The organism is Bradyrhizobium sp. 134, assembly GCF_023074155.1.
Lineage (GTDB): Bacteria > Pseudomonadota > Alphaproteobacteria > Rhizobiales > Xanthobacteraceae > Bradyrhizobium.
The window spans coordinates 476,065-494,540 of record NZ_JADPKX010000034.1 but is presented as its reverse complement, the minus strand read 5'-3'; the positions used below and the strand labels follow the sequence as shown (position 1 = coordinate 494,540).

15 protein-coding genes are annotated in these 18,476 nt (G+C 64.4%); 13 read left to right on the top strand and 2 right to left on the bottom strand.

Translation table 11 applies throughout. The annotated features are described in order from the left end of the window. The first annotated feature begins 66 nt into the window (after positions 1-66). Both IVA75_RS12025 and trmB read left to right on the top strand, forming a co-directional pair. The gene (locus tag IVA75_RS12025; protein ID WP_247285125.1) at positions 67-1,224 is read left to right on the top strand and encodes a M20 family metallopeptidase; all 1,158 of its coding nucleotides are present in this window, start codon (positions 67-69) and stop codon (positions 1,222-1,224) included. Then, complete coding sequence (gene trmB, locus IVA75_RS12020; RefSeq protein ID WP_247285124.1) at positions 1,221-1,931, top strand: tRNA (guanosine(46)-N7)-methyltransferase TrmB; 711 nt, start codon at positions 1,221-1,223, stop codon at positions 1,929-1,931. The genes IVA75_RS12025 and trmB overlap by 4 nt, the downstream gene beginning before the upstream one ends. Here the strand turns inward: trmB and IVA75_RS12015 are convergent. Next, positions 1,928-3,010 (bottom strand): DUF2336 domain-containing protein, encoded by a 1,083-nt coding sequence (locus IVA75_RS12015; protein WP_247285123.1) that lies wholly within the window; start codon positions 3,008-3,010, stop codon positions 1,928-1,930. The genes trmB and IVA75_RS12015 overlap by 4 nt on opposite strands. A gap of 363 nt (positions 3,011-3,373) precedes the next feature. Between IVA75_RS12015 and rimP the strand changes: the two genes are divergently transcribed. From rimP to pnp, 8 genes are all read left to right on the top strand, one after another. Beyond that, positions 3,374-4,153, top strand: a complete 780-nt coding sequence (gene rimP / locus IVA75_RS12010; protein ID WP_247285466.1) for a ribosome maturation factor RimP — start codon at positions 3,374-3,376, stop codon at positions 4,151-4,153. A gap of 2 nt (positions 4,154-4,155) precedes the next feature. Beyond that, a complete protein-coding gene (gene nusA / locus IVA75_RS12005; protein ID WP_007603900.1) occupies positions 4,156-5,766 on the top strand; it encodes a transcription termination factor NusA in 1,611 nt (536 codons plus the stop codon). A 22-nt stretch (positions 5,767-5,788) separates the two neighbouring features. After that, the gene (locus IVA75_RS12000) at positions 5,789-6,472 is read left to right on the top strand and encodes an RNA-binding protein (protein ID WP_247285122.1); all 684 of its coding nucleotides are present in this window, start codon (positions 5,789-5,791) and stop codon (positions 6,470-6,472) included. Between the two features lie 70 nt (positions 6,473-6,542). Then, positions 6,543-9,245, top strand: coding sequence for a translation initiation factor IF-2 (gene infB, locus IVA75_RS11995; RefSeq protein ID WP_247285121.1), 2,703 nt, complete (start codon positions 6,543-6,545; stop codon positions 9,243-9,245). 157 nt (positions 9,246-9,402) lie between these two features. Continuing rightward, positions 9,403-9,834, top strand: a complete 432-nt coding sequence (gene rbfA / locus IVA75_RS11990) for a 30S ribosome-binding factor RbfA (protein WP_247285120.1) — start codon at positions 9,403-9,405, stop codon at positions 9,832-9,834. After that, the gene (gene truB, locus IVA75_RS11985) at positions 9,831-10,949 is read left to right on the top strand and encodes a tRNA pseudouridine(55) synthase TruB (protein ID WP_247285119.1); all 1,119 of its coding nucleotides are present in this window, start codon (positions 9,831-9,833) and stop codon (positions 10,947-10,949) included. Before rbfA ends, truB begins: the two co-directional genes overlap by 4 nt. 3 nt (positions 10,950-10,952) lie before the next feature. Next, on the top strand, positions 10,953-11,222 hold the full coding sequence (gene rpsO / locus IVA75_RS11980; protein ID WP_007598346.1) for a 30S ribosomal protein S15: 270 nt from the start codon (positions 10,953-10,955) through the stop codon (positions 11,220-11,222). A gap of 377 nt (positions 11,223-11,599) precedes the next feature. Next, positions 11,600-13,753, top strand: a complete 2,154-nt coding sequence (pnp, locus tag IVA75_RS11975; RefSeq protein WP_007598347.1) for a polyribonucleotide nucleotidyltransferase — start codon at positions 11,600-11,602, stop codon at positions 13,751-13,753. 76 nt (positions 13,754-13,829) lie between these two features. On the opposite strand, the gene katG is transcribed toward pnp, so the two are convergent. Continuing rightward, positions 13,830-15,998: a catalase/peroxidase HPI gene (katG, locus tag IVA75_RS11970; RefSeq protein ID WP_247285118.1), complete on the bottom strand. Its 2,169-nt coding sequence runs from the start codon at positions 15,996-15,998 to the stop codon at positions 13,830-13,832. Positions 15,999-16,112: 114 nt separating this feature from the next. Between katG and IVA75_RS11965 the strand changes: the two genes are divergently transcribed. Genes IVA75_RS11965 through IVA75_RS11955 form a run of 3 tightly spaced genes read left to right on the top strand, consistent with a single transcriptional unit; the run spans position 16,113 to position 18,435 of the window. Then, positions 16,113-17,039 carry a hydrogen peroxide-inducible genes activator gene (locus tag IVA75_RS11965; RefSeq protein ID WP_018455793.1) on the top strand — a complete coding sequence of 309 codons (927 nt, stop codon included), beginning with the start codon at positions 16,113-16,115 and terminating at the stop codon, positions 17,037-17,039. 7 nt (positions 17,040-17,046) lie between these two features. Then, positions 17,047-17,511: a GNAT family N-acetyltransferase gene (locus IVA75_RS11960; RefSeq protein ID WP_247285117.1), complete on the top strand. Its 465-nt coding sequence runs from the start codon at positions 17,047-17,049 to the stop codon at positions 17,509-17,511. A 3-nt stretch (positions 17,512-17,514) separates the two neighbouring features. After that, on the top strand, positions 17,515-18,435 hold the full coding sequence (locus IVA75_RS11955) for a hypothetical protein (protein WP_247285116.1): 921 nt from the start codon (positions 17,515-17,517) through the stop codon (positions 18,433-18,435). Positions 18,436-18,476 lie beyond the last annotated feature (41 nt).

The following is an 18,476-nucleotide window of genomic DNA, read 5'->3' as shown; positions in this document are numbered from 1 at the left end:
TTGAGGCTGCGTCAAATCTGGCCTATGTCGTCATTTGCGGCCGCGCTTTGATGCGCGTCTTCCTCGATGATGCGATTCAAAGGCACAGATGCGCTCATGACCGGCTCCAATTGGTTCGATTCTCAAACTATTCTCGATGGCATCCGCCGCTGGGTGGAGGTCGAGACGCCAACGGACGCGCCTGAACAGGTCAACAAGCTGGTCTCGATGGTCGCGGAGCAGTACCGCGATCTCCCTGTCACGCTTGAGCGCATCGCCGGCGTCGATGGTTGCGGCGATCATCTCGTGGCGCGCTCGACCTGGGGCCAGGACCGGCCGGGCATCCTGGTGCTGAGCCACCTCGATACCGTTCACCCCATGGGATTTATCGAGCGCCTGCCGTTCAAGGTCGAAGGCGACAGCGCGTTCGGTCCCGGCATCTACGACATGAAGGGCGGCGCCTACATCGCCCACCACGCCTTTCGCGCGCTTTGTGCCACGGCCGATCGCTCGCCGCTCGGCATCACCCACCTATTCACCTCCGACGAGGAGATCGGCAGCCCCACCTCTCGCGCACTCATCGAGACCGAAGGGCGCAAGGCGAAGTACGTCCTGGTGACGGAGCCGGCCCGCGATGGCGGCAAGATCGTCACCGGCCGCAAGGGCGTCGGGCGATTCGAAGTGTTCATCAAGGGCGTGCCCGCGCATGCCGGCACGCGGCCCCAGGATGGCCGCAGCGCGATCCGCGAGCTCGCCAATGTCATCCTGGCGCTGGAAGCGATGAACGATCTCGCGCGCGGCGTCACCGTCAATGTCGGCGTGGTGCGCGGCGGCACGCGGCCCAACGTGACGCCGGAAGAAGCCCACGCCGAAGTCGATCTGCGCGTGCTGAGCTTCAAGGACGCGGATGAATTCGTCGGCAAGATCCTCGCCCTGACATCGAGGACGGATGGCGTCACCGTCAAGGTCACGGGCGGACTCAATCGTCCGCCTTACGAGAAGAGCAATGCCGGCGCCTCGCTGTACGAACATGCAAAGACCGTTGCCACGGAGATCGGCTTCGAGCTGCTCGACGTTCACACCGGCGGCGGCTCGGACGGTAATTTCACCGCCGCCCACACCGCGACGCTCGACGGGCTCGGCGTCGACGGCAAGGGCGCGCACACGCATTATGAGCAGCTCTATGTCTCGTCGCTCGAACCGCGCGCGCGGCTGCTCCATCGCCTGTACCAGACGCTACGATGAGTGAGCGCAAATCAGATCCCGATCGCGAGGACAGCGAGCGCGCCTTCTTCGGACGCCGCAAGGGCCACAAGCTCAGGCAGCACCAGGCCGAGTTGATCGATCACCTGCTGCCGCGCCTTGCGCTCGCCACCGACCGCGAAGCACCGGCGGATGCCCGCGAGATCTTCGCCCCCGCAGTCGACGATTTGCGGCTCGAGATCGGCTTCGGCGGCGGCGAGCATCTTGCGGCGGAAGCGCAAAACTTCGCCACAACCGGCTTCATCGGCTGTGAGCCTTACGTCAACGGCATGGCGAAGATCCTCGCGCAGATCGAGGCCGCCGACATCGGCAACGTCCGCCTGTTCGCAGGTGATGCCGCCGAGCTCCTGGCCTGGCTGCCGAAGGCTTCGCTGTCGCGGATCGACCTGATCCATCCCGATCCCTGGCCGAAACGGCGGCACTGGAAGCGGCGCTTCGTCCAGGACCGGACCATCGCCGCGATGGCGCGCGTGTTGAAAGCCGGCGGCGAATTTCGCTTCGTCTGCGACATCGACGATTACTGCGCCTGGACGCTGTCGCATCTGTCGCGCTCGCAGGACTTTGTCTGGCTCGCGGAGCGCGCCGATGATTTTCGCCTGCCGTGGGACGGATACACAATGACGCGCTACGGCCGAAAGGCCACGCGCGAAGGCCGCAAGGCGGCGTATCTGCGATTCAAGCGGGTTTAGATCGTCTGCCGATTGCGCCAGAAATTCACGACGCGCTCGGCGGTCGTCGGCATCAAGCGCGTGAAGTTCGCGCGCGCCTGCTCGAGATCGGCATCGGCTGGCGTGCGATTCGGGCCGTACCACATCAGGATCAGTGCACGCACTGTCGGCCAGCCGAGATTCAGCACCCGTCCCAGGACCAGAATTGGATCGTAGCGGTCACCCGTGATCAGGCGATCGAGGACCGAGAGGCGGACGCCGGACATCGCCGAGAGCGAAGCGATCGCCTCCTCGTATTTGTGGGCCTTCGCAAAGCCAAGCAGCGCGCTCTCGCCAAGATGGCCCCCGCGATGCAAGGCCAGAACCGTACGTTGCGCTCCCGAGAAATCGCGACGCGGGCCTGGCGGCAGTGTGGCTTCCTCGATGGCCGCCATGGCGCGCTTGATCTCGACCTGGCGCACGGGATTGACCACGCTCGAGAGGCGACGGCGGATGACGTCGAGCGTGCCGTCGAGAAGCTGTTTCAGGTTCTCACCCGAAAGATCGCTGCGCTGTCCGATCCTGAGCGTCAGCACGCCATCCTGCGCGGCACGCTTGATCAGCTCCGAATAGCTGCCAGGCGAGAACTCCGCGCCGGAATTGCCCGCGGCGCGGCGTACCACGTCGCGATCGCCGCGCTCGACCAGCACGTCGGTGATGACAGCCGACAGCGTGGGGCGCTCGCTCATCGCCAGCAGATGGCCCTGGCCCTTCAGTCGCGCGATCTCGAGGAGAGCGGCGTCGTCGAGCACGGGCGAATGGCGCAGCACGGGGCCCGCCACCGCGATTTCGTTTTCGCGCGCGAGCTGACTCACGAGATGCCGGGGCGCGTTGTTCAGGCGCGAGAAGCGTTCGGCGAGATCGACGCGCGAGGCGAGCTCGGCATGCGGGACGAGATCGATCAGCAAATTATCGAAGAGATCGATGACATCGGGACGGAGGTTCTCGGCGTCCTGAAAGAACAATTGGGAGATGGCGTGCGCGATCTCGCCGCGACGCCGCGGGTCGCCGCGTTTGACGATATCGTCCAGTCCGGGAATGAGCGACGTGGCAACGGTCATGAAAACGCAAACTCGTACGGGGCACGCCGCGGGTGCGCCCTTGGTCCAAGCCGCCCCACAAGCAGGGAATTTAGGCCTCGGAGGTGAAGGAAGCGTTGCGTGGGGCCGCAGGCCGGGCGCAAAAAGCCCGGCCTGCCCTGCATGGGCCTTGTCCGGGAAGACGGAAAGGGCTATATCAGCGCCAATTCATCTTCTCATACGATCCGCGTAGTGAGAGTGGGCCCGAAAGGACCCGCTCTTTTTTATTACCTGAACGCGGCTTGGTGGAAGATGTGCGGCCCGGCGATCTGTCGGGAGAGTTCCGAAGCGAGCTTTGAGATCTTAAACCAAGCCTTAACCATATCGAGCGCCTTGACCTCTGACATGACCGAACCGAACCCTGGTTCCACGGATGCCGAACTGCTGGCCGAGCCGAGGCTCGTAGTCGAGCCGGGCGTCGCGGCACGGGTGTCCGCGGTCGCGGGGCCAGTGCTCGAAGGCATGGGCTACCGCCTGGTGCGGATCCGCATTTCCGGGGAATCCGGCTGCACCGTCCAGGTTATGGCCGAGCGGCCGGACGGCTCGATGCAGATCGAGGATTGCGAGGCGATCTCGCGGGCGCTGTCGCCCGTGCTCGACGTCGCCGATCCCGTCGATCGCGCCTATCGGCTGGAAATCTCCTCACCGGGGATTGACCGCCCGCTGGTGCGCCGCTCCGATTTCGAGCGTTATGCCGGGCATCTGGTGAAGATCGAGATGGCGGTTGCCCATGAAGGGCGGAAGCGGTTCCGCGGCACGATCGGCCCCGTCGAAGGCGACCGCGTGCATCTGCATCGCGACGACATCAAGGCGGGCGACACTGCCGACGTTCTCCTGACGATGGAAGATATCGCCGAGGCGCGACTGGTGCTGACCGACGAGCTGATCGCGGAATCCATGCGCCGCGGCAAGGCCCAGGCACGCGAGATGCGCCGCAATCTCGGCCTGGAGCCGCCGGCGGCACCGCACGCCAGCATCAGCGAAAAAACGACCAAGAACACCAAGCCGGCTAAGAAGCCGGCGCCGGCCCCTACGAAGAAGCCGGCTCCGACCAACACCAAGAAACATCGCCTGGCCGCCGAACGCGCGCGACGGGGCGAGATCGATCCTGACGAAGGAGACTAGCCATGGCAGTCAGCGCCAATCGACTTGAATTGCTTCAGATTGCCGACGCCGTTGCGCGCGAGAAATCGATCGACCGCGGCATCGTCATCGCGGCGATGGAGGATGCCATCGCCAAGGCGGCGCGGGCCCGTTACGGCAGCGAGACCGACGTTCACGCCGAGATCGACCCGAAGAAGGGCGAGCTGCGGCTGTCGCGCCACATGCTGGTAGTCGAGACGGTCGAAAACCATTCCAACCAGATCTCGCTGGTGGATGCGCAGCGCGCCAATCCCGGCGCCCAGGTCGGCGACACCATCGCCGACACCCTGCCGCCGCTGGAATATGGCCGCATCGCCGCGCAATCCGCCAAGCAGGTGATCGTGCAGAAGGTGCGCGAGGCCGAGCGCGACCGGCAATATATGGAATTCAAGGACCGTATCGGCGACATCGTCAACGGCGTCGTCAAGCGCGTCGAATATGGCAGCGTGATCGTCGATCTCGGCCGCGGCGAGGCCATCATCCGTCGCGACGAGATGCTACCGCGCGAAGTGTTCCGCAACGGCGACCGCGTCCGGGCCTACATCTTCGACGTCCGCCGCGAGACCCGCGGCCCGCAGATCTTCCTCTCCCGCACCCATCCGCAGTTCATGGCAAAGCTGTTCGCGCAGGAAGTGCCCGAGATCTATGACGGCATCGTCGAGATCAAGGCGGTCGCCCGCGATCCCGGCTCGCGCGCAAAAATCGGCGTGATTTCCCGTGATTCCTCGGTCGATCCGGTCGGCGCCTGCGTCGGTATGCGCGGTTCGCGCGTGCAGGCGGTGGTGAACGAATTGCAGGGCGAGAAGATCGACATCATCCCTTGGTCGCCCGACATCGCGACCTTCGTGGTCAACGCGCTGGCGCCGGCCGAAGTCTCCAAGGTCGTCATCGACGAAGACCGCGAGCGCATCGAGGTCGTCGTACCCGACACCAACAACCAGCTCTCGCTGGCGATCGGCCGCCGCGGCCAGAATGTGCGTCTGGCCTCGCAGCTCACCGGCTGGGACATCGACATCCTGACCGAGCAGGAGGAATCGGAGCGCCGCCAGGCCGATTTCGAGAACTCCACCCGCGTCTTCATGGAATCGCTCAATGTCGACGAAGTGGTCGGCCAATTGCTGGCGTCCGAAGGCTTCACCTCGGTCGAGGAACTCGCGATGGTGGACGTCAAGGAACTCGCCGGCATCGAAGGTTTCGACGAGGAGACCGCGCAGGAACTCCAGAACCGCGCCCGTGAATATCTCGAACAGCTGGAAGCCGAACTCGAGGCCAGGCGCAAGGAGCTCGGCGTCGAGGACGCAGTGAAGGACGTGCCCGGCGTCACCTCGAAGATGCTGGTGAAGTTCGGCGAGAACGACATCAAGACGGTCGACGACCTCGCCGGTTGCGCCACAGACGATCTGGTCGGCTGGACCGAGCGCAAGGAGGGCGGCGAGCAGACCAAATATCCGGGCGCGCTCGATGGCCTCGAAATTTCCCGTGACGATGCTGAAGCGATGATCATGCAGGCCCGTGTCAAGGCCGGCTGGATCACCGAGGCCGATCTCGCCAAGCCCGCCGAAGAGGCCGAGGCGACCGAAGATCAGCCGGCTTAAGGCGAAGGAGGATGTCACCCGGATGCTCGCCGATACTGACCCCGAACTCGACCATGGACCGCGGACCGAAAGGTCCGCGACCATGCGGATGTGTGCGGTCAGCCGCGAGGTCCGGCCGATCGACGAGCTGATCCGCTTCGTCGTCTCGCCGCAAGGGCACATAGTTCCCGATCTCAAGCGCAAGCTGCCCGGACGCGGCATGTGGGTCACCGCCTCGCGCGAGGTGGTTGCGGAAGCCGTCCGGCGTCACCATTTTACCAAAGCCTTCAAGCGCGAGCTGCGCATCCCTCCGACGCTTCCCGGCGACATCGAGGCGCTCCTGGTCCGGAGCGTGGTCGAAGCCCTTGGGATTGCCGCCAAGGCGCGCCAGATCGTGGCCGGTTTCGGCAAGGTCGAAAGCGCGCTTCGGGAAGGTACGGTCGAGGTCCTGATCCATGCCAGCGACGGGGCCGCGGACGGAATCCGCAAATTGGACATGCTGGCGCGTCAAAATGAGGGAAATCGCGGCGCCAAGCCGCAGATTCCCGTCGTCACCGCACTAAAATCATCAGAATTGGATTTGGCACTTACCCGGTCAAATGTGATACATGCTGCCCTGCTCGCGGGCCCGGCGAGCAAGTCATTCCTGTCACGTAGCCAGATGCTGGTCCGATACCGGATGGCGGACGCTGACAGGACTGCCGAAAAGCCCGGCCAGGATTTCTGAGAGACAACGACCACCCGATAGCACGGTGCGGCAACGCACAAGACAACAAGATCAGGATTAGGACTGCTTAATGGTTGATACCAAGACCCCTGGCGACAAGAAGCTGAGCGTTCCGAGCAAGACGCTATCGCTCAAGCCGCGCGTCGAAACGGGCACCGTGCGCCAGAGCTTCAGTCATGGCCGTAGCAAGCAGGTCGTGGTCGAGAAGCGTGGCAAGCGCCGTGTCGACGGCAGCCCCGAGCCGCAGGTCGCCGAGGTGGCGAAACCCGCGCCGGCCGCCGCGCCCAAGCCTGCTCCGGCCCGCCCCGCGCCGCCGCGCAACGCCGGCTCCGGCGTGGTGCTGCGTACGCTGACCGAGGACGAACGTTCCGCCCGCGCCAGCGCGCTGGCCGATGCCAAGGTGCGCGAAGTCGAAGAGCGCCGCCATGCCGAGGAAGAGGCCCAGCGCCGCGCGGTCCGCGAAAGCGCCGAGCGTGCCGATCGCGAGGCCGCCGAAGCCCGCCGCAAGGCCGAGGAGGAGCGTCACCGTCACGAAGAGGAAGCCAAGCGGAAGGCCGAAACCGAGGCCAAGAAGCGTTTTGGCGAAGGCGAGCAACCGCAATCCGCCGCGCGCCCCGCAACGGCGACCTCGGCCGCTCCTGCAGCGCGCCCCGGTGCGCCCATGGCGCGCCCCGGCACAACCACCACGGCACGCCCGGGAACAACGACCGCGCGGCCCGGAACGACCACACAGCGGCCGGGTGGCCCGGTGGGCCGCGCCCCCGCTGTCGCAGCCGGACCCGACGAGGACGAGGGTCCGCGCCAGATCCGTCGCGGCCCCGGCGGCGCTGCGCGGCCTGTGGTCGCTCCCAAGCCCACCCACAAGCCCGGCCCGCAGAAGGAGCGCGGCCGCCTGACGGTCGTCACCGCCTTCAATGCCGACGACGTCCGCGAGCGCTCGATCGCCTCGTTCCGCCGCCGCACCCAGCGTCTGAAGGGCCATGCCGCGAACGAGCCGAAGGAAAAGCTCATTCGCGAGGTGGTCATCCCGGAGGCGATCACCATCCAGGAGCTCGCCAACCGCATGTCGGAGCGCGCGGTGGAAATCATCCGCATGCTGATGAAGCAGGGCGCGATCCACAAGATCACCGACGTGATCGATGCCGACACTGCGCAGCTGATCGCCGAGGAGCTTGGTCACACCGTCAAGCGCGTTGCCGCGTCCGACGTTGAAGAAGGCCTGTTCGACGCCATCGACGATTCCACCGACACCGAGCCGCGCTCGCCGGTGGTGACCGTGATGGGTCACGTCGACCACGGCAAGACCTCGCTGCTCGACGCGCTCCGTCATGCCAACGTGGTCTCCGGCGAAGCCGGCGGCATCACCCAGCATATCGGCGCCTATCAGGTGCTGTCGCCCGAAAGCGGCAAGAAGATCACCTTCATCGACACGCCCGGCCACGCCGCGTTCACCGCGATGCGCGCCCGCGGCGCCAAGGTGACCGACATCGTCGTGCTGGTGGTTGCGGCTGACGACGGCGTGATGCCGCAGACGATCGAAGCCATCAACCACGCCAAGGCGGCGCGGGTGCCGATCATTGTTGCCATCAACAAGATCGACAAGCCCGACGCCAAGCCCGAGCGCGTGCGCACCGAGCTGCTCCAGCACGAGGTGCAGGTCGAATCCTTCGGCGGCGAAGTCGTCGATGTCGAAGTGTCGGCGAAGAACAAGACCAATCTCGACAAGCTGCTCGAGATGATCGCGCTTCAGGCCGACATCCTCGACCTCAAGACCAATTCGGATCGTCCGGCCGAAGGCACCGTGATCGAAGCCAAGCTCGATCGTGGCCGCGGTCCGGTCGCGACCGTTCTGGTCCAGCGCGGCACGCTCCGTGTCGGTGACATCATCGTCGCCGGCGCCGAAATGGGCCGCGTCCGCGCGCTGATCTCGGATCAGGGCGAGACGGTGCAGGAGGCAGGTCCGTCGGTGCCGGTCGAGGTGCTCGGCTTCAACGGTCCGCCGGAAGCCGGCGATCGTCTCGCCGTGGTCGAGAACGAAGCCCGCGCCCGCCAGGTCACCAGCTACCGCGCGCACCAGAAGCGCGAGAACGCGGCGGCCTCGATCTCCGGCATGCGCGGCTCGCTCGAGCAGATGATGTCGCAGTTGAAGACGGCGGGCCGCAAGGAATTCCCGTTGATCATCAAGGCCGACGTGCAGGGCTCGCTGGAAGCGATCCTCGGCTCGCTGGAGAAGCTCGGCACCGACGAAGTCGCCGCGCGCATCCTGCATGCGGGTGTCGGCGGCATCTCGGAATCGGACGTGACGCTCGCGGAAGGCTTCAACGCCGCGATCATCGGCTTCTCGGTTCGTGCGAACAAGGAGGCCGCTGCGGCCGCCAAGCGCAACGGCATCGAGATCCGTTACTACAACATCATCTACGACCTCGTGGACGACGTGAAGAAGGCCATGAGCGGCCTGCTCGCGCCGACCCTGCGGGAAACCATGCTCGGCAATGCCGCGATCCTGGAAATCTTCAACATCTCCAAGGTCGGCAAGGTCGCCGGCTGCCGCGTCACCGACGGCACCGTGGAACGCGGCGCCAACGTGCGTCTGATCCGCGACAACGTCGTCGTGCACGAAGGCAAGCTGTCGACGCTGAAGCGCTTCAAGGACGAAGTGAAGGAAGTCCAGTCCGGTCAGGAATGCGGCATGGCCTTCGAGAACTATCACGACATGCGCGCCGGTGACGTCATCGAGTGTTACCGCGTGGAGACGATCCAGCGCTCCCTGTAAGTCCAAATCTTACCGAAGCGCCTGGATCTTTTTTGAACTGAATTGCGGGAGTGCGATGGCCGGATTTTTTTCCGGCCATCCACCCCTCTTCGTTTCAACAAGACAAATGACAGTGCCAGTGCCCCAAACGCGGGCATGACGAGGTGATTTTCAGACCATGCCCCGCCATCATCAGAAAAAGAGTTCCGCGTCCGGCGGCTCGCAACGTCAGTTGCGGGTCGGCGAGCAGGTTCGCCATGCGATAGCCGAGATTCTGGCGCAAGGCAGCGTGCATGATGCAGACCTCGAAGGTCACATCATCACCGTGCCGGAGGTGCGGATGTCGCCCGACCTGAAGCTCGCGACAGTCTATGTGATGCCGCTCGGTGGCCGCGACACCGAGGTCGTCCTCGCTGCGCTCGAGCGCAACAAGAAATTCCTGCGCGGCGAGGTCGCGCGGCGCGTTAACCTGAAATTTGCACCTGACCTTCGCTTCCGCGTCGACGAACGATTCGACGAAGCGGAACGGATCGAGAAGCTTTTGCGAACACCCGCGGTGCAGAAGGACCTGGAACAGGATCCGGATTCGGATCGGGAAGAAGAACGATGACGATGGACCCGGCTCACGGCACGATCGGCGGCGAAGAGGCCGATCAGCTCGACGTGCAGAAAAATAATTTTGCGGACATGAGTGGCAATTCTCAGCCGCCTCAGGAGCCGCGCCGCGTCAACAACGATCCGCGCGCCAACAAGCAGAAGGGCAACCAGCCGCGCCGCGACCGTCGCGACGTTCACGGCTGGGTCGTGCTCGACAAGCCGATCGGCATGACCTCGACGCAGGCCGTTGCCGTGCTCAAGCGCCTGTTCAACGCCAAGCGCGCCGGCCATGCCGGCACGCTGGATCCGCTGGCCTCCGGCGGCCTGCCGATCGCGCTCGGCGAGGCCACCAAGACCGTTCCCTTCGTCATGGATGGCCGCAAGCGCTACCGGTTCACGGTATGCTGGGGCGAGGAGCGCGACACCGACGACATCGAGGGCCGGGCGACCGCAACCTCGGACCAGCGCCCGACCCGGGAGGACATCGAGGCCCTGCTGCCCCGTTTCACGGGGGTGATCCAGCAGATCCCGCCGCGCTATTCCGCGATCAAGGTCCAGGGCGAGCGCGCCTACGACCTCGCCCGCGACGGCGAGATCGTGGAACTGGCCCCCCGCCCGGTCGAGATTCACCGTTTAAGCCTTGTAGATCAACCGGATAGCGACCGGGCCGTGTTCGAGGCCGAGTGCGGCAAGGGCACCTATGTCCGCGCGCTGGCCCGCGATATGGGTAGGATTCTCGGCACTTACGGCCATATCTGCGCGCTGCGGCGGACCCTGGTCGGCCCATTTGGCGAGAACGACATGATTCCGCTGGATCAGTTGGAGGCTTTGTGCGATAGAGCCGCGTCCGGCGAGGGTAGCCTCGCCGACGCGCTTATGCCCGTTGAGACCGCGCTGGACGACATCCCGGCACTGGCCGTCACTCGGGCTGATGCGGCAAGGCTCCATCGGGGCCAAGCCGTTTTGTTGCGCGGACGGGATGCGCCCACTTGTAGCGGCACAGTCTATGTCACGGTGGCAGGCCGGCTTCTCGCGCTTGCCGAAGTCGGCAATGGCGAAATCATCCCCAAGCGTGTGTTCAACCTGACCGGCCTGACTGCCAGCGCCGATCGCAACGAGAGAAATTGACCGATGTCGATTGCCGCAGAACGCAAAGCGGAAGTCATCAAGACGAATGCCAACAAGGCCGGCGATACCGGTTCGCCAGAGGTTCAGGTCGCGATCCTGTCGGAACGCATCGCCAACCTCACGAACCATTTCAAGACCCACGTGAAGGACAACCATTCGCGTCGCGGTCTCTTGAAGCTGGTCTCGACCCGCCGCTCGCTCCTCGACTATGTGAAGAAGAAGGACGAGGCGCGCTACAAGGCGCTGCTCGAGAAGCACAACATTCGTCGTTAAGAGTTCTTGCGCGCGCCAAACGGCGCGCGTTTTCGCGCGTGATTTCGAACGAAAGCGTTTGTTTAAAGGTTTTTCGTCGAGGCTGCGCGCGCGTCGGATGCGAGCCGTTGACGGCGAGCATCCGGGGCATGATGGGCGAACACCGCGCTTCGGTGTTCGCGTTCGTGCCGACTGACAGTCCAGCAGCAATCCGGCGGCTGGGCACAACGGGCAAGGCGCCCGTATGACCCGAAGGGATGGACGCCATCCGAAATCCAAAAACCATGGCAGGATCGCAAGACGCTGATCGCCCGCTTCGATCAACGTCCCGCAATCTTGCGCATGGTTTTTGTTTTTCGACCCGTCCTTCTTTCGAGAACCCATGAAAGAAGACCTCTATGTTCAATAAGCATTCAGTCGAGATCGACTGGGGTGGACGCCCTCTCAAGCTCGAAACCGGCAAGATCGCGCGCCAGGCCGACGGCGCAGTCGTCGCGACCTACGGCGAGACCGTGGTGCTCGCCACCGTCGTTGCCGCGAAGTCGCCGCGCGAAGGCGTCGACTTCCTGCCGCTGACCGTCGACTACCAGGAGAAGACCTACGCAGCCGGCCGCATTCCCGGCGGCTATTTCAAGCGCGAAGGTCGTCCGACCGAGAAGGAAACGCTGGTTTCCCGCCTGATCGACCGTCCGATTCGCCCGCTGTTCGTCGACGGCTGGCGCAACGAGACCCAGGTGATCGTCACCGTGCTCTCGCACGACATGGAGAACGATCCCGATATCGTCGCGCTGGTGGCCTCATCGGCTGCGCTGACCCTGTCGGGCGCTCCCTTCAAGGGCCCGATCGGCGCCGCGCGCGTCGGCTTCGCCAATGACGAGTTCATCCTCAACCCGACTCTCGACGAGATGGTCGACACCCAGCTCGACCTCGTCGTCGCCGGCACCGCAGACGCGGTGCTGATGGTGGAATCGGAAGCCAAGGAGCTGAACGAAGAGATCATGCTCGGCGCCGTGATGTTCGGTCACCGCCACTTCCAGCCCGTGATCAACGCGATCATCGAGCTCGCCGAAAAGGCCGCGAAGGAGCCCCGCGAGGTCACCACGATCGACAATTCGGCGCTCGAAAAGGAAATGCTCGGCATGGTCGAGCAGGAACTGCGCGCCGCCTACGCCATCCCGGTCAAGCAGGATCGCTACGCCGCGGTCGGCAAGGTCAAGGAAAAGGTGATCGCTCACTACTTCCCGGAAGGCCAGGAGCCGAAATACGACAAGCTGCGCATCGGCGGCGTGTTCAAGGAGCTCGAAGCCAAGATCGTTCGCTGGAACATTCTCGACACCGGCAAGCGCATCGACGGCCGCGATTCCAAGACCGTGCGCAACATCGTCGCCGAAGTCGGCGTGCTGCCCCGCGCCCACGGCTCGGCGCTGTTCACCCGCGGCGAGACCCAGGCGCTGGTCGTGACCACGCTCGGCACCGGCGAGGACGAGCAGTACATCGACGCGCTGTCGGGAACGTACAAAGAGACGTTCCTGCTGCACTACAATTTTCCTCCCTACTCGGTCGGTGAGACCGGCCGCCTCGGCGGCACCAAGCGCCGCGAGATCGGCCACGGCAAGCTCGCCTGGCGCGCGATCCACCCGGTGCTGCCGCCGCACCACGAATTCCCCTACACCACGCGCGTGGTGTCGGAGATCACCGAATCCAACGGCTCCTCGTCGATGGCATCGGTCTGCGGCGCCTCGCTCGCGCTGATGGACGCCGGCGTGCCGTTGAAGCGGCCGACCGCGGGCATCGCGATGGGCCTGATCCTCGAAGACAAGCGCTTCGCGGTTCTCTCGGACATCCTCGGTGACGAGGACCATCTCGGCGACATGGACTTCAAGGTCGCCGGTACCGAGCAGGGCATCACCTCGCTCCAGATGGACATCAAGATCGAGGGCATCACCGAGGAGATCATGAAGGTCGCGCTCGGCCAGGCCAAGGATGGACGTATCTACATCCTCGGCGAGATGTCGAAGGCGCTCACCAACGCCCGTGCCGAGCTCGGCGAATACGCGCCGCGCATCGAGACCTTCAAGATCGCCACCGACAAGATCCGCGAAGTGATCGGCACCGGCGGCAAGGTGATCCGTGAGATCGTCGAGAAGACCGGGGCCAAGGTCAACATCGAGGACGACGGCACCGTGAAGGTCGCTTCCAACGACGGCGAGGCCATGAAGGCCGCGATCAAGTGGATCAAGTCGATCGCCTCCGATCCGGAAGTCGGCCAGATCTATGACGGCACCGTCGTCAAGGTGATGGAGTTCGGCGCTTTCGTGAACTTCTTCGGCTCCAAGGACGGTCTCGTCCACATCAGCCAGCTCGCCTCGGCGCGCGTGCAGAAGACCTCCGACGTCGTCAAGGAAGGCGACAAGGTCAAGGTCAAGCTGCTCGGCTTCGACGACCGCGGCAAGACCCGCCTGTCGATGAAAGTGGTCGACCAGGAGACCGGCGAAGACCTCGAGGGCAAGGGCGAGAGCCAGCAGCCCGCGCGCGAAGCGGCCGGCGAGTAAATCTCGCCACCTGCCAGAAACACCAAGGGCGGCCTCGCGGCCGCCCTTTTTGTTTGTCGCTTGCCGAGCTTCGGAATCAGGCCGCGATGTCGAACCGGTCGAGGTTCATCACCTTGGTCCAGGCCTTGGCGAAGTCCTTGACGAACTGCTCCTTGGAATCCGACGTGGCATAGACCTCGACGTAGGCGCGAAGCTGCGAGTGTGCGCCGAAGATCAGGTCGACGCGCGTGCCGGTCCACTTCACCGCATTGGTCTTGCGGTCGCGGGCCTCATAGGTGCCGTCGGTGCCGGCCGGCGTCCACTGCGTGCTCATGTCGAGCAGATTGACGAAGAAGTCGTTGCTCAGCGTTCCCACCTTCGAGGTGAGGACGCCGTTCTTCGAACCGTTCGCATTGGCACCGAGCACGCGCAGACCGCCGACGAGCGCCGTCATCTCCGGGCCGGTAAGGCGGAGCAGCTGCGCACGATCGACCAGAGCCTCCTCGGGCATCATGAATTGCTGCCGCTTGCCGATGAAGTTGCGGAAGCCGTCGGCCCGCGGCTCCAGCGGAGCAAACGAAGCGGCGTCGGTCTGCTCCTGCGAGGCATCCATGCGGCCCGGCGTGAAGCCGACCTTGACGTCGACGCCGGCATCCTTCGCCGCCTTCTCGACCGCGGCGGTGCCGCCGAGCACGATGAGGTCCGCCAGCGAGACCTTCTTCGCACCGGATGACGCGTTGAAGTCCTTCTGGATCGCTTCGAGCTTGCCCAGGACCTTCGAGAGCTGAGCCGGCTCGTTCACCTCCCAGTCCTTCTGCGGAGCGAGGCGAATGCGCGCGCCGTTGGCGCCGCCGCGCTTGTCCGAGCCGCGGAACGTCGAGGCCGACGCCCATGCGGTCGAGACCAGCTCCGAGACCGACAGACCCGAGGCCAGGATCTTGGTCTTCAGCGAGGCGATATCCTGCTCGCTGGCCAGCTCGTGATTCACGGCGGGGATCGGGTCCTGCCAGATCAGCGTTTCCTTCGGCACCAGCGGGCCGAGATAGCGCACGACCGGACCCATGTCGCGATGGGTGAGCTTGAACCAGGCACGGGCGAAGGCGTCCGCGAACTGATCGGGATTCTCCAGGAAGCGGCGCGAGATCTTCTCATAGGCCGGATCCATACGCAGCGAGAGATCGGTCGTCAGCATCGTCGGCCGGTGCTTCTTCGACTTGTCGAAGGCGTCGGGAATGATGGCATCGGCGTTTTTGGCCGTCCACTGCTGCGCACCGGCCGGGCTCTTCGTCAGCTCCCATTCGAAATTGAACAGGTTCTCGAAAAAGTTGTTGCTCCACTTGGTCGGTGTCGTCGTCCATGTCACCTCGAGTCCGCTGGTGATGGAATCGCCCGAGTGACCCGACGCGTGCTTGCTCTTCCAGCCGAGGCCCTGATCCTCGAGCGCGCCCGCTTCCGGCTCCGGTCCGACCAGCGACGGATCGCCGGCACCATGGGTCTTGCCGAAGCTGTGGCCGCCGGCGATCAGCGCGACGGTCTCTTCGTCGTTCATCGCCATGCGGGCGAAGGTCTCGCGAATGTCCTTGGCCGCGGCGACCGGATCCGGCTTGCCGTTCGGGCCTTCCGGATTGACGTAGATGAGGCCCATCTGCACCGCGCCCAGCGGCTCGGCGAGCTGGCGTTCGCCGCTGTAGCGCTCATCGCCCAGCCACGTCCCTTCGGGACCCCAATACAGTTCTTCCGGCTCCCAGACGTCGACGCGGCCGCCGGCAAAGCCGAAGGTCTTGAAGCCCATCGACTCCAGCGCGACGTTGCCGGCCAGCACCATCAGATCGGCCCAGGAGATCTTGCGGCCGTATTTCTGCTTGATCGGCCAGAGCAGACGGCGGGCCTTGTCGAGATTGGCGTTATCGGGCCAGCTGTTGAGCGGCGCGAAACGCTGCTGTCCGGCGCCGGCGCCACCGCGACCGTCGGTGGTGCGATAGGTGCCCGCGCTATGCCAGGCCATGCGGATCATGAGGCCGCCGTAGTGACCGAAGTCGGCGGGCCACCATTCCTGCGAGTCTGTCATCAAAGCCGTCAGGTCCTTGATGACCGCATTCAGGTCGAGCGACTTGAATTCCTTGGCGTAGTCGAAGTCCTTGTCCATCGGGTCGGACTTGGGGGAATTCTTGTGCAGCATCTCGATGCTGAGCTGGGTCGGCCACCAATCGCGGTTCGCCGGCACACGTTTTCCACCCGAAAACGGGCACTTTGAAGTGTCGTCCATGAATACCTCCTCTGGTGGCGTCGAACTCGCGCCTTTGACCAGGTAGAAGCACTCTAAGCTTCACGTTCGATCAGGGGAAGTTGACTTTAATGATCGCAGCGATAAGATTTTCTGATGCTAAACCTCACGCTGCGCCAGCTCCGGTATTTCGACGCCCTGGCGCGTCACAGTCATTTCGGCCGCGCGGCTGAGTCTTGCTCGATCTCGCAGCCCGCCCTGTCGATGCAAATCAAGGAGCTGGAGGAGGCGCTCGGCGGCCTGTTGCTGGAGCGCAGCGCCCGGCAGGTGGCGTTGACCCGGTTTGGCGAGGAGCTCGCGCAGCGCGTCCGCGACATCTTGCGCTCGGTTGACGAACTCGGTGATTTCGCCCGCGCCTCGCAGGACCGGTTCTCCGGACGGCTGCGCATCGGCATGATCCCGACGATCGCGCCCTATCTGCTGCCGACGATCACCAAGAATCTGACGCGCATGCATCCAGAACTCGACATCCGCGTGCGCGAGACGATGACGCCGCGGCTGATCCAGGAACTGGTGGAAGGCCGGCTCGATACCGCCATCGTGGCGTTGCCGGTGTCCGAGCCTTCGCTCACCGAGGTCGCCCTGTTCGAGGAAAAATTCCTGCTGGTGCGCCCGAGCGCGGATGAGGGAACGCCGGCACCATCGCGGGAGATGATGCGCGAGATGCGGCTGCTGCTGCTCGAAGAGGGGCACTGCTTCCGCGATCAGGCGCTGTCATTCTGCAACATGCAATCGGCACCGCCGCGCGAGATGCTGGATGCCAATTCGCTGTCGACACTGGTCCAGATGGTCAGCGCCGGCATCGGCGTCACGTTGATCCCGGAGATGGCCGTGTCGGTGGAAACACGATCGGCCTCGGTCTCGCTGGCACGCTTCCGCGACCCGCAGCCGTCGCGCACCATCGGCATGGTCTGGCGCAAGACCAGCCCGCTGGCGCGGCAACTGCTGCAGATCTCCGAGGTGGTGTGCCTGTCGGCGGGCAAGGTTCGCGCGCGTCCATCCGTGCGCAGCAAGCCGACCTGAGGCCTCGATGTCGCATCTCCTCATCCGCTCGGCCCGCGCGGACGAATACGACGAGATCGGCCGTGTCTGGATGGAGAGCTGGGTCTCGACCGGGCTCGGCGAGGCGAGCGAATTCCTGCTCGCAAACCTGCGCGCACGCATCCGGCGCGAGAGCGACGACGGCTGGAGCCTGTTCGTCGCCGACGACAACGGCACGATCGCCGCAATGCTGGCGCTGCATTTGCCAAAACTCTATCTCGACATGCTGTTCGTCGCGCCCGCCTATCAGGGCCAATCGCTTGGCCGCCAATTGCTCGCCTTCACGCGCACGCAAATGCCGGACGAGATGTATCTGCGCTGCGTCCGCGAGAACGACAAAGCCTGGCGCTGGTACGAGCGCGAAGGCTTTGTGTTCGAGAAGCAAGAGGTCGAGCCGTCGAACGGGTTCATGATGAAGTATTACCGGTGGCGGTGGCAGCGGCCCGCCGGATAGGCAGTGGTCGCCTGGTGCAGCTTGCGGTTGTCATGGTTCCAATTTAGTGTGGCGTATCCGCCGTCCTCTTGCCCTTTCCCGGAATCGATGTTTCGAATTGCCGTCTCGCTGATCGCGTTGCTGTCCCTGCTCACTACGGCAGCCGCGCAAACCCCTCCCGCAACCAGCGCGCCTCCCGCTCAGACGGCGGCGCCAGCCACGAAGGCAGTCAAGAAGGCGGCGCCGAAGGCCAAACCGGCTGCAGAACAGCCAGCCGCGGCGGAGAGTGGCCACTGTCAGATCGGCGTCATTTCCGCGATCGGAGACCAGTTCTCGGTGCAACATGTCGGCCTCACGATGCTCGGCAACGAGTATATGGAGGCGCCGATCGAGACGTGGGGTATCGATGATCTGTTCGTCGCGAGGGTTCGCGCCGCGGCTCCCGGCGCGGCTGTCCGAAAGATCGCTTACGCAAGCGGAGCCTTCAAGCCGTACTATCATCCGGAAGCGAAACTGTTCCGCAATGACCGCGACGACCTGACGGCCCTAGTGCGGCAGATCGCCGGAACGTCAAATTGCGAACGTTACGTCGTAGCCACGAAAGCCCGCGTTTCGGTTGATGGCACCAATCAATCGATCGAGGGCCTCGGGGTCTACAAGAATTGGGCGAGCCCTTCCGGGCGCGGCGTCGTGGTTTCCTATTTCCGCATCAACGTTTTTGACGGACGGACTTTCGACATCCATCGGGCGCCTACCCGCAGCTTCGGCAATGTGATTGCTTCGAGTTTTTCCAACAAGAACGACAATATGCAAATCCTCAACAATCTCGAATTTCCCAAGACCCCTGAACAGGTGACCAGCAGCGCATTGCTGCGCGACAGCACACGCGGCCTGCTCACGACCCAGCTGGACAGGTATCTACCCGCATACATCAAGGGCGAGTAAGCGCCTTTGCCGAGGGGACGCGACAAAGGCTATCGCTCGTC

Coding starts and splice junctions, on each gene's coding strand:
- nusA (WP_007603900.1), top strand. CDS start 4,156: ATGGCAGTCAGCGCCAATCGACTTGAATTGCTTCAGATTGCCGACGCC.
- katG (WP_247285118.1), bottom strand. CDS start 15,998: ATGGACGACACTTCAAAGTGCCCGTTTTCGGGTGGAAAACGTGTGCCG.
- IVA75_RS11960 (WP_247285117.1), top strand. CDS start 17,047: ATGTCGCATCTCCTCATCCGCTCGGCCCGCGCGGACGAATACGACGAG.
- trmB (WP_247285124.1), top strand. CDS start 1,221: ATGAGTGAGCGCAAATCAGATCCCGATCGCGAGGACAGCGAGCGCGCC.
- IVA75_RS11965 (WP_018455793.1), top strand. CDS start 16,113: ATGCTAAACCTCACGCTGCGCCAGCTCCGGTATTTCGACGCCCTGGCG.
- infB (WP_247285121.1), top strand. CDS start 6,543: ATGGTTGATACCAAGACCCCTGGCGACAAGAAGCTGAGCGTTCCGAGC.
- rimP (WP_247285466.1), top strand. CDS start 3,374: ATGACCGAACCGAACCCTGGTTCCACGGATGCCGAACTGCTGGCCGAG.
- IVA75_RS12000 (WP_247285122.1), top strand. CDS start 5,789: ATGCTCGCCGATACTGACCCCGAACTCGACCATGGACCGCGGACCGAA.
- rpsO (WP_007598346.1), top strand. CDS start 10,953: ATGTCGATTGCCGCAGAACGCAAAGCGGAAGTCATCAAGACGAATGCC.
- truB (WP_247285119.1), top strand. CDS start 9,831: ATGACGATGGACCCGGCTCACGGCACGATCGGCGGCGAAGAGGCCGAT.
- IVA75_RS12015 (WP_247285123.1), bottom strand. CDS start 3,010: ATGACCGTTGCCACGTCGCTCATTCCCGGACTGGACGATATCGTCAAA.
- pnp (WP_007598347.1), top strand. CDS start 11,600: ATGTTCAATAAGCATTCAGTCGAGATCGACTGGGGTGGACGCCCTCTC.
- rbfA (WP_247285120.1), top strand. CDS start 9,403: ATGCCCCGCCATCATCAGAAAAAGAGTTCCGCGTCCGGCGGCTCGCAA.
- IVA75_RS12025 (WP_247285125.1), top strand. CDS start 67: ATGATGCGATTCAAAGGCACAGATGCGCTCATGACCGGCTCCAATTGG.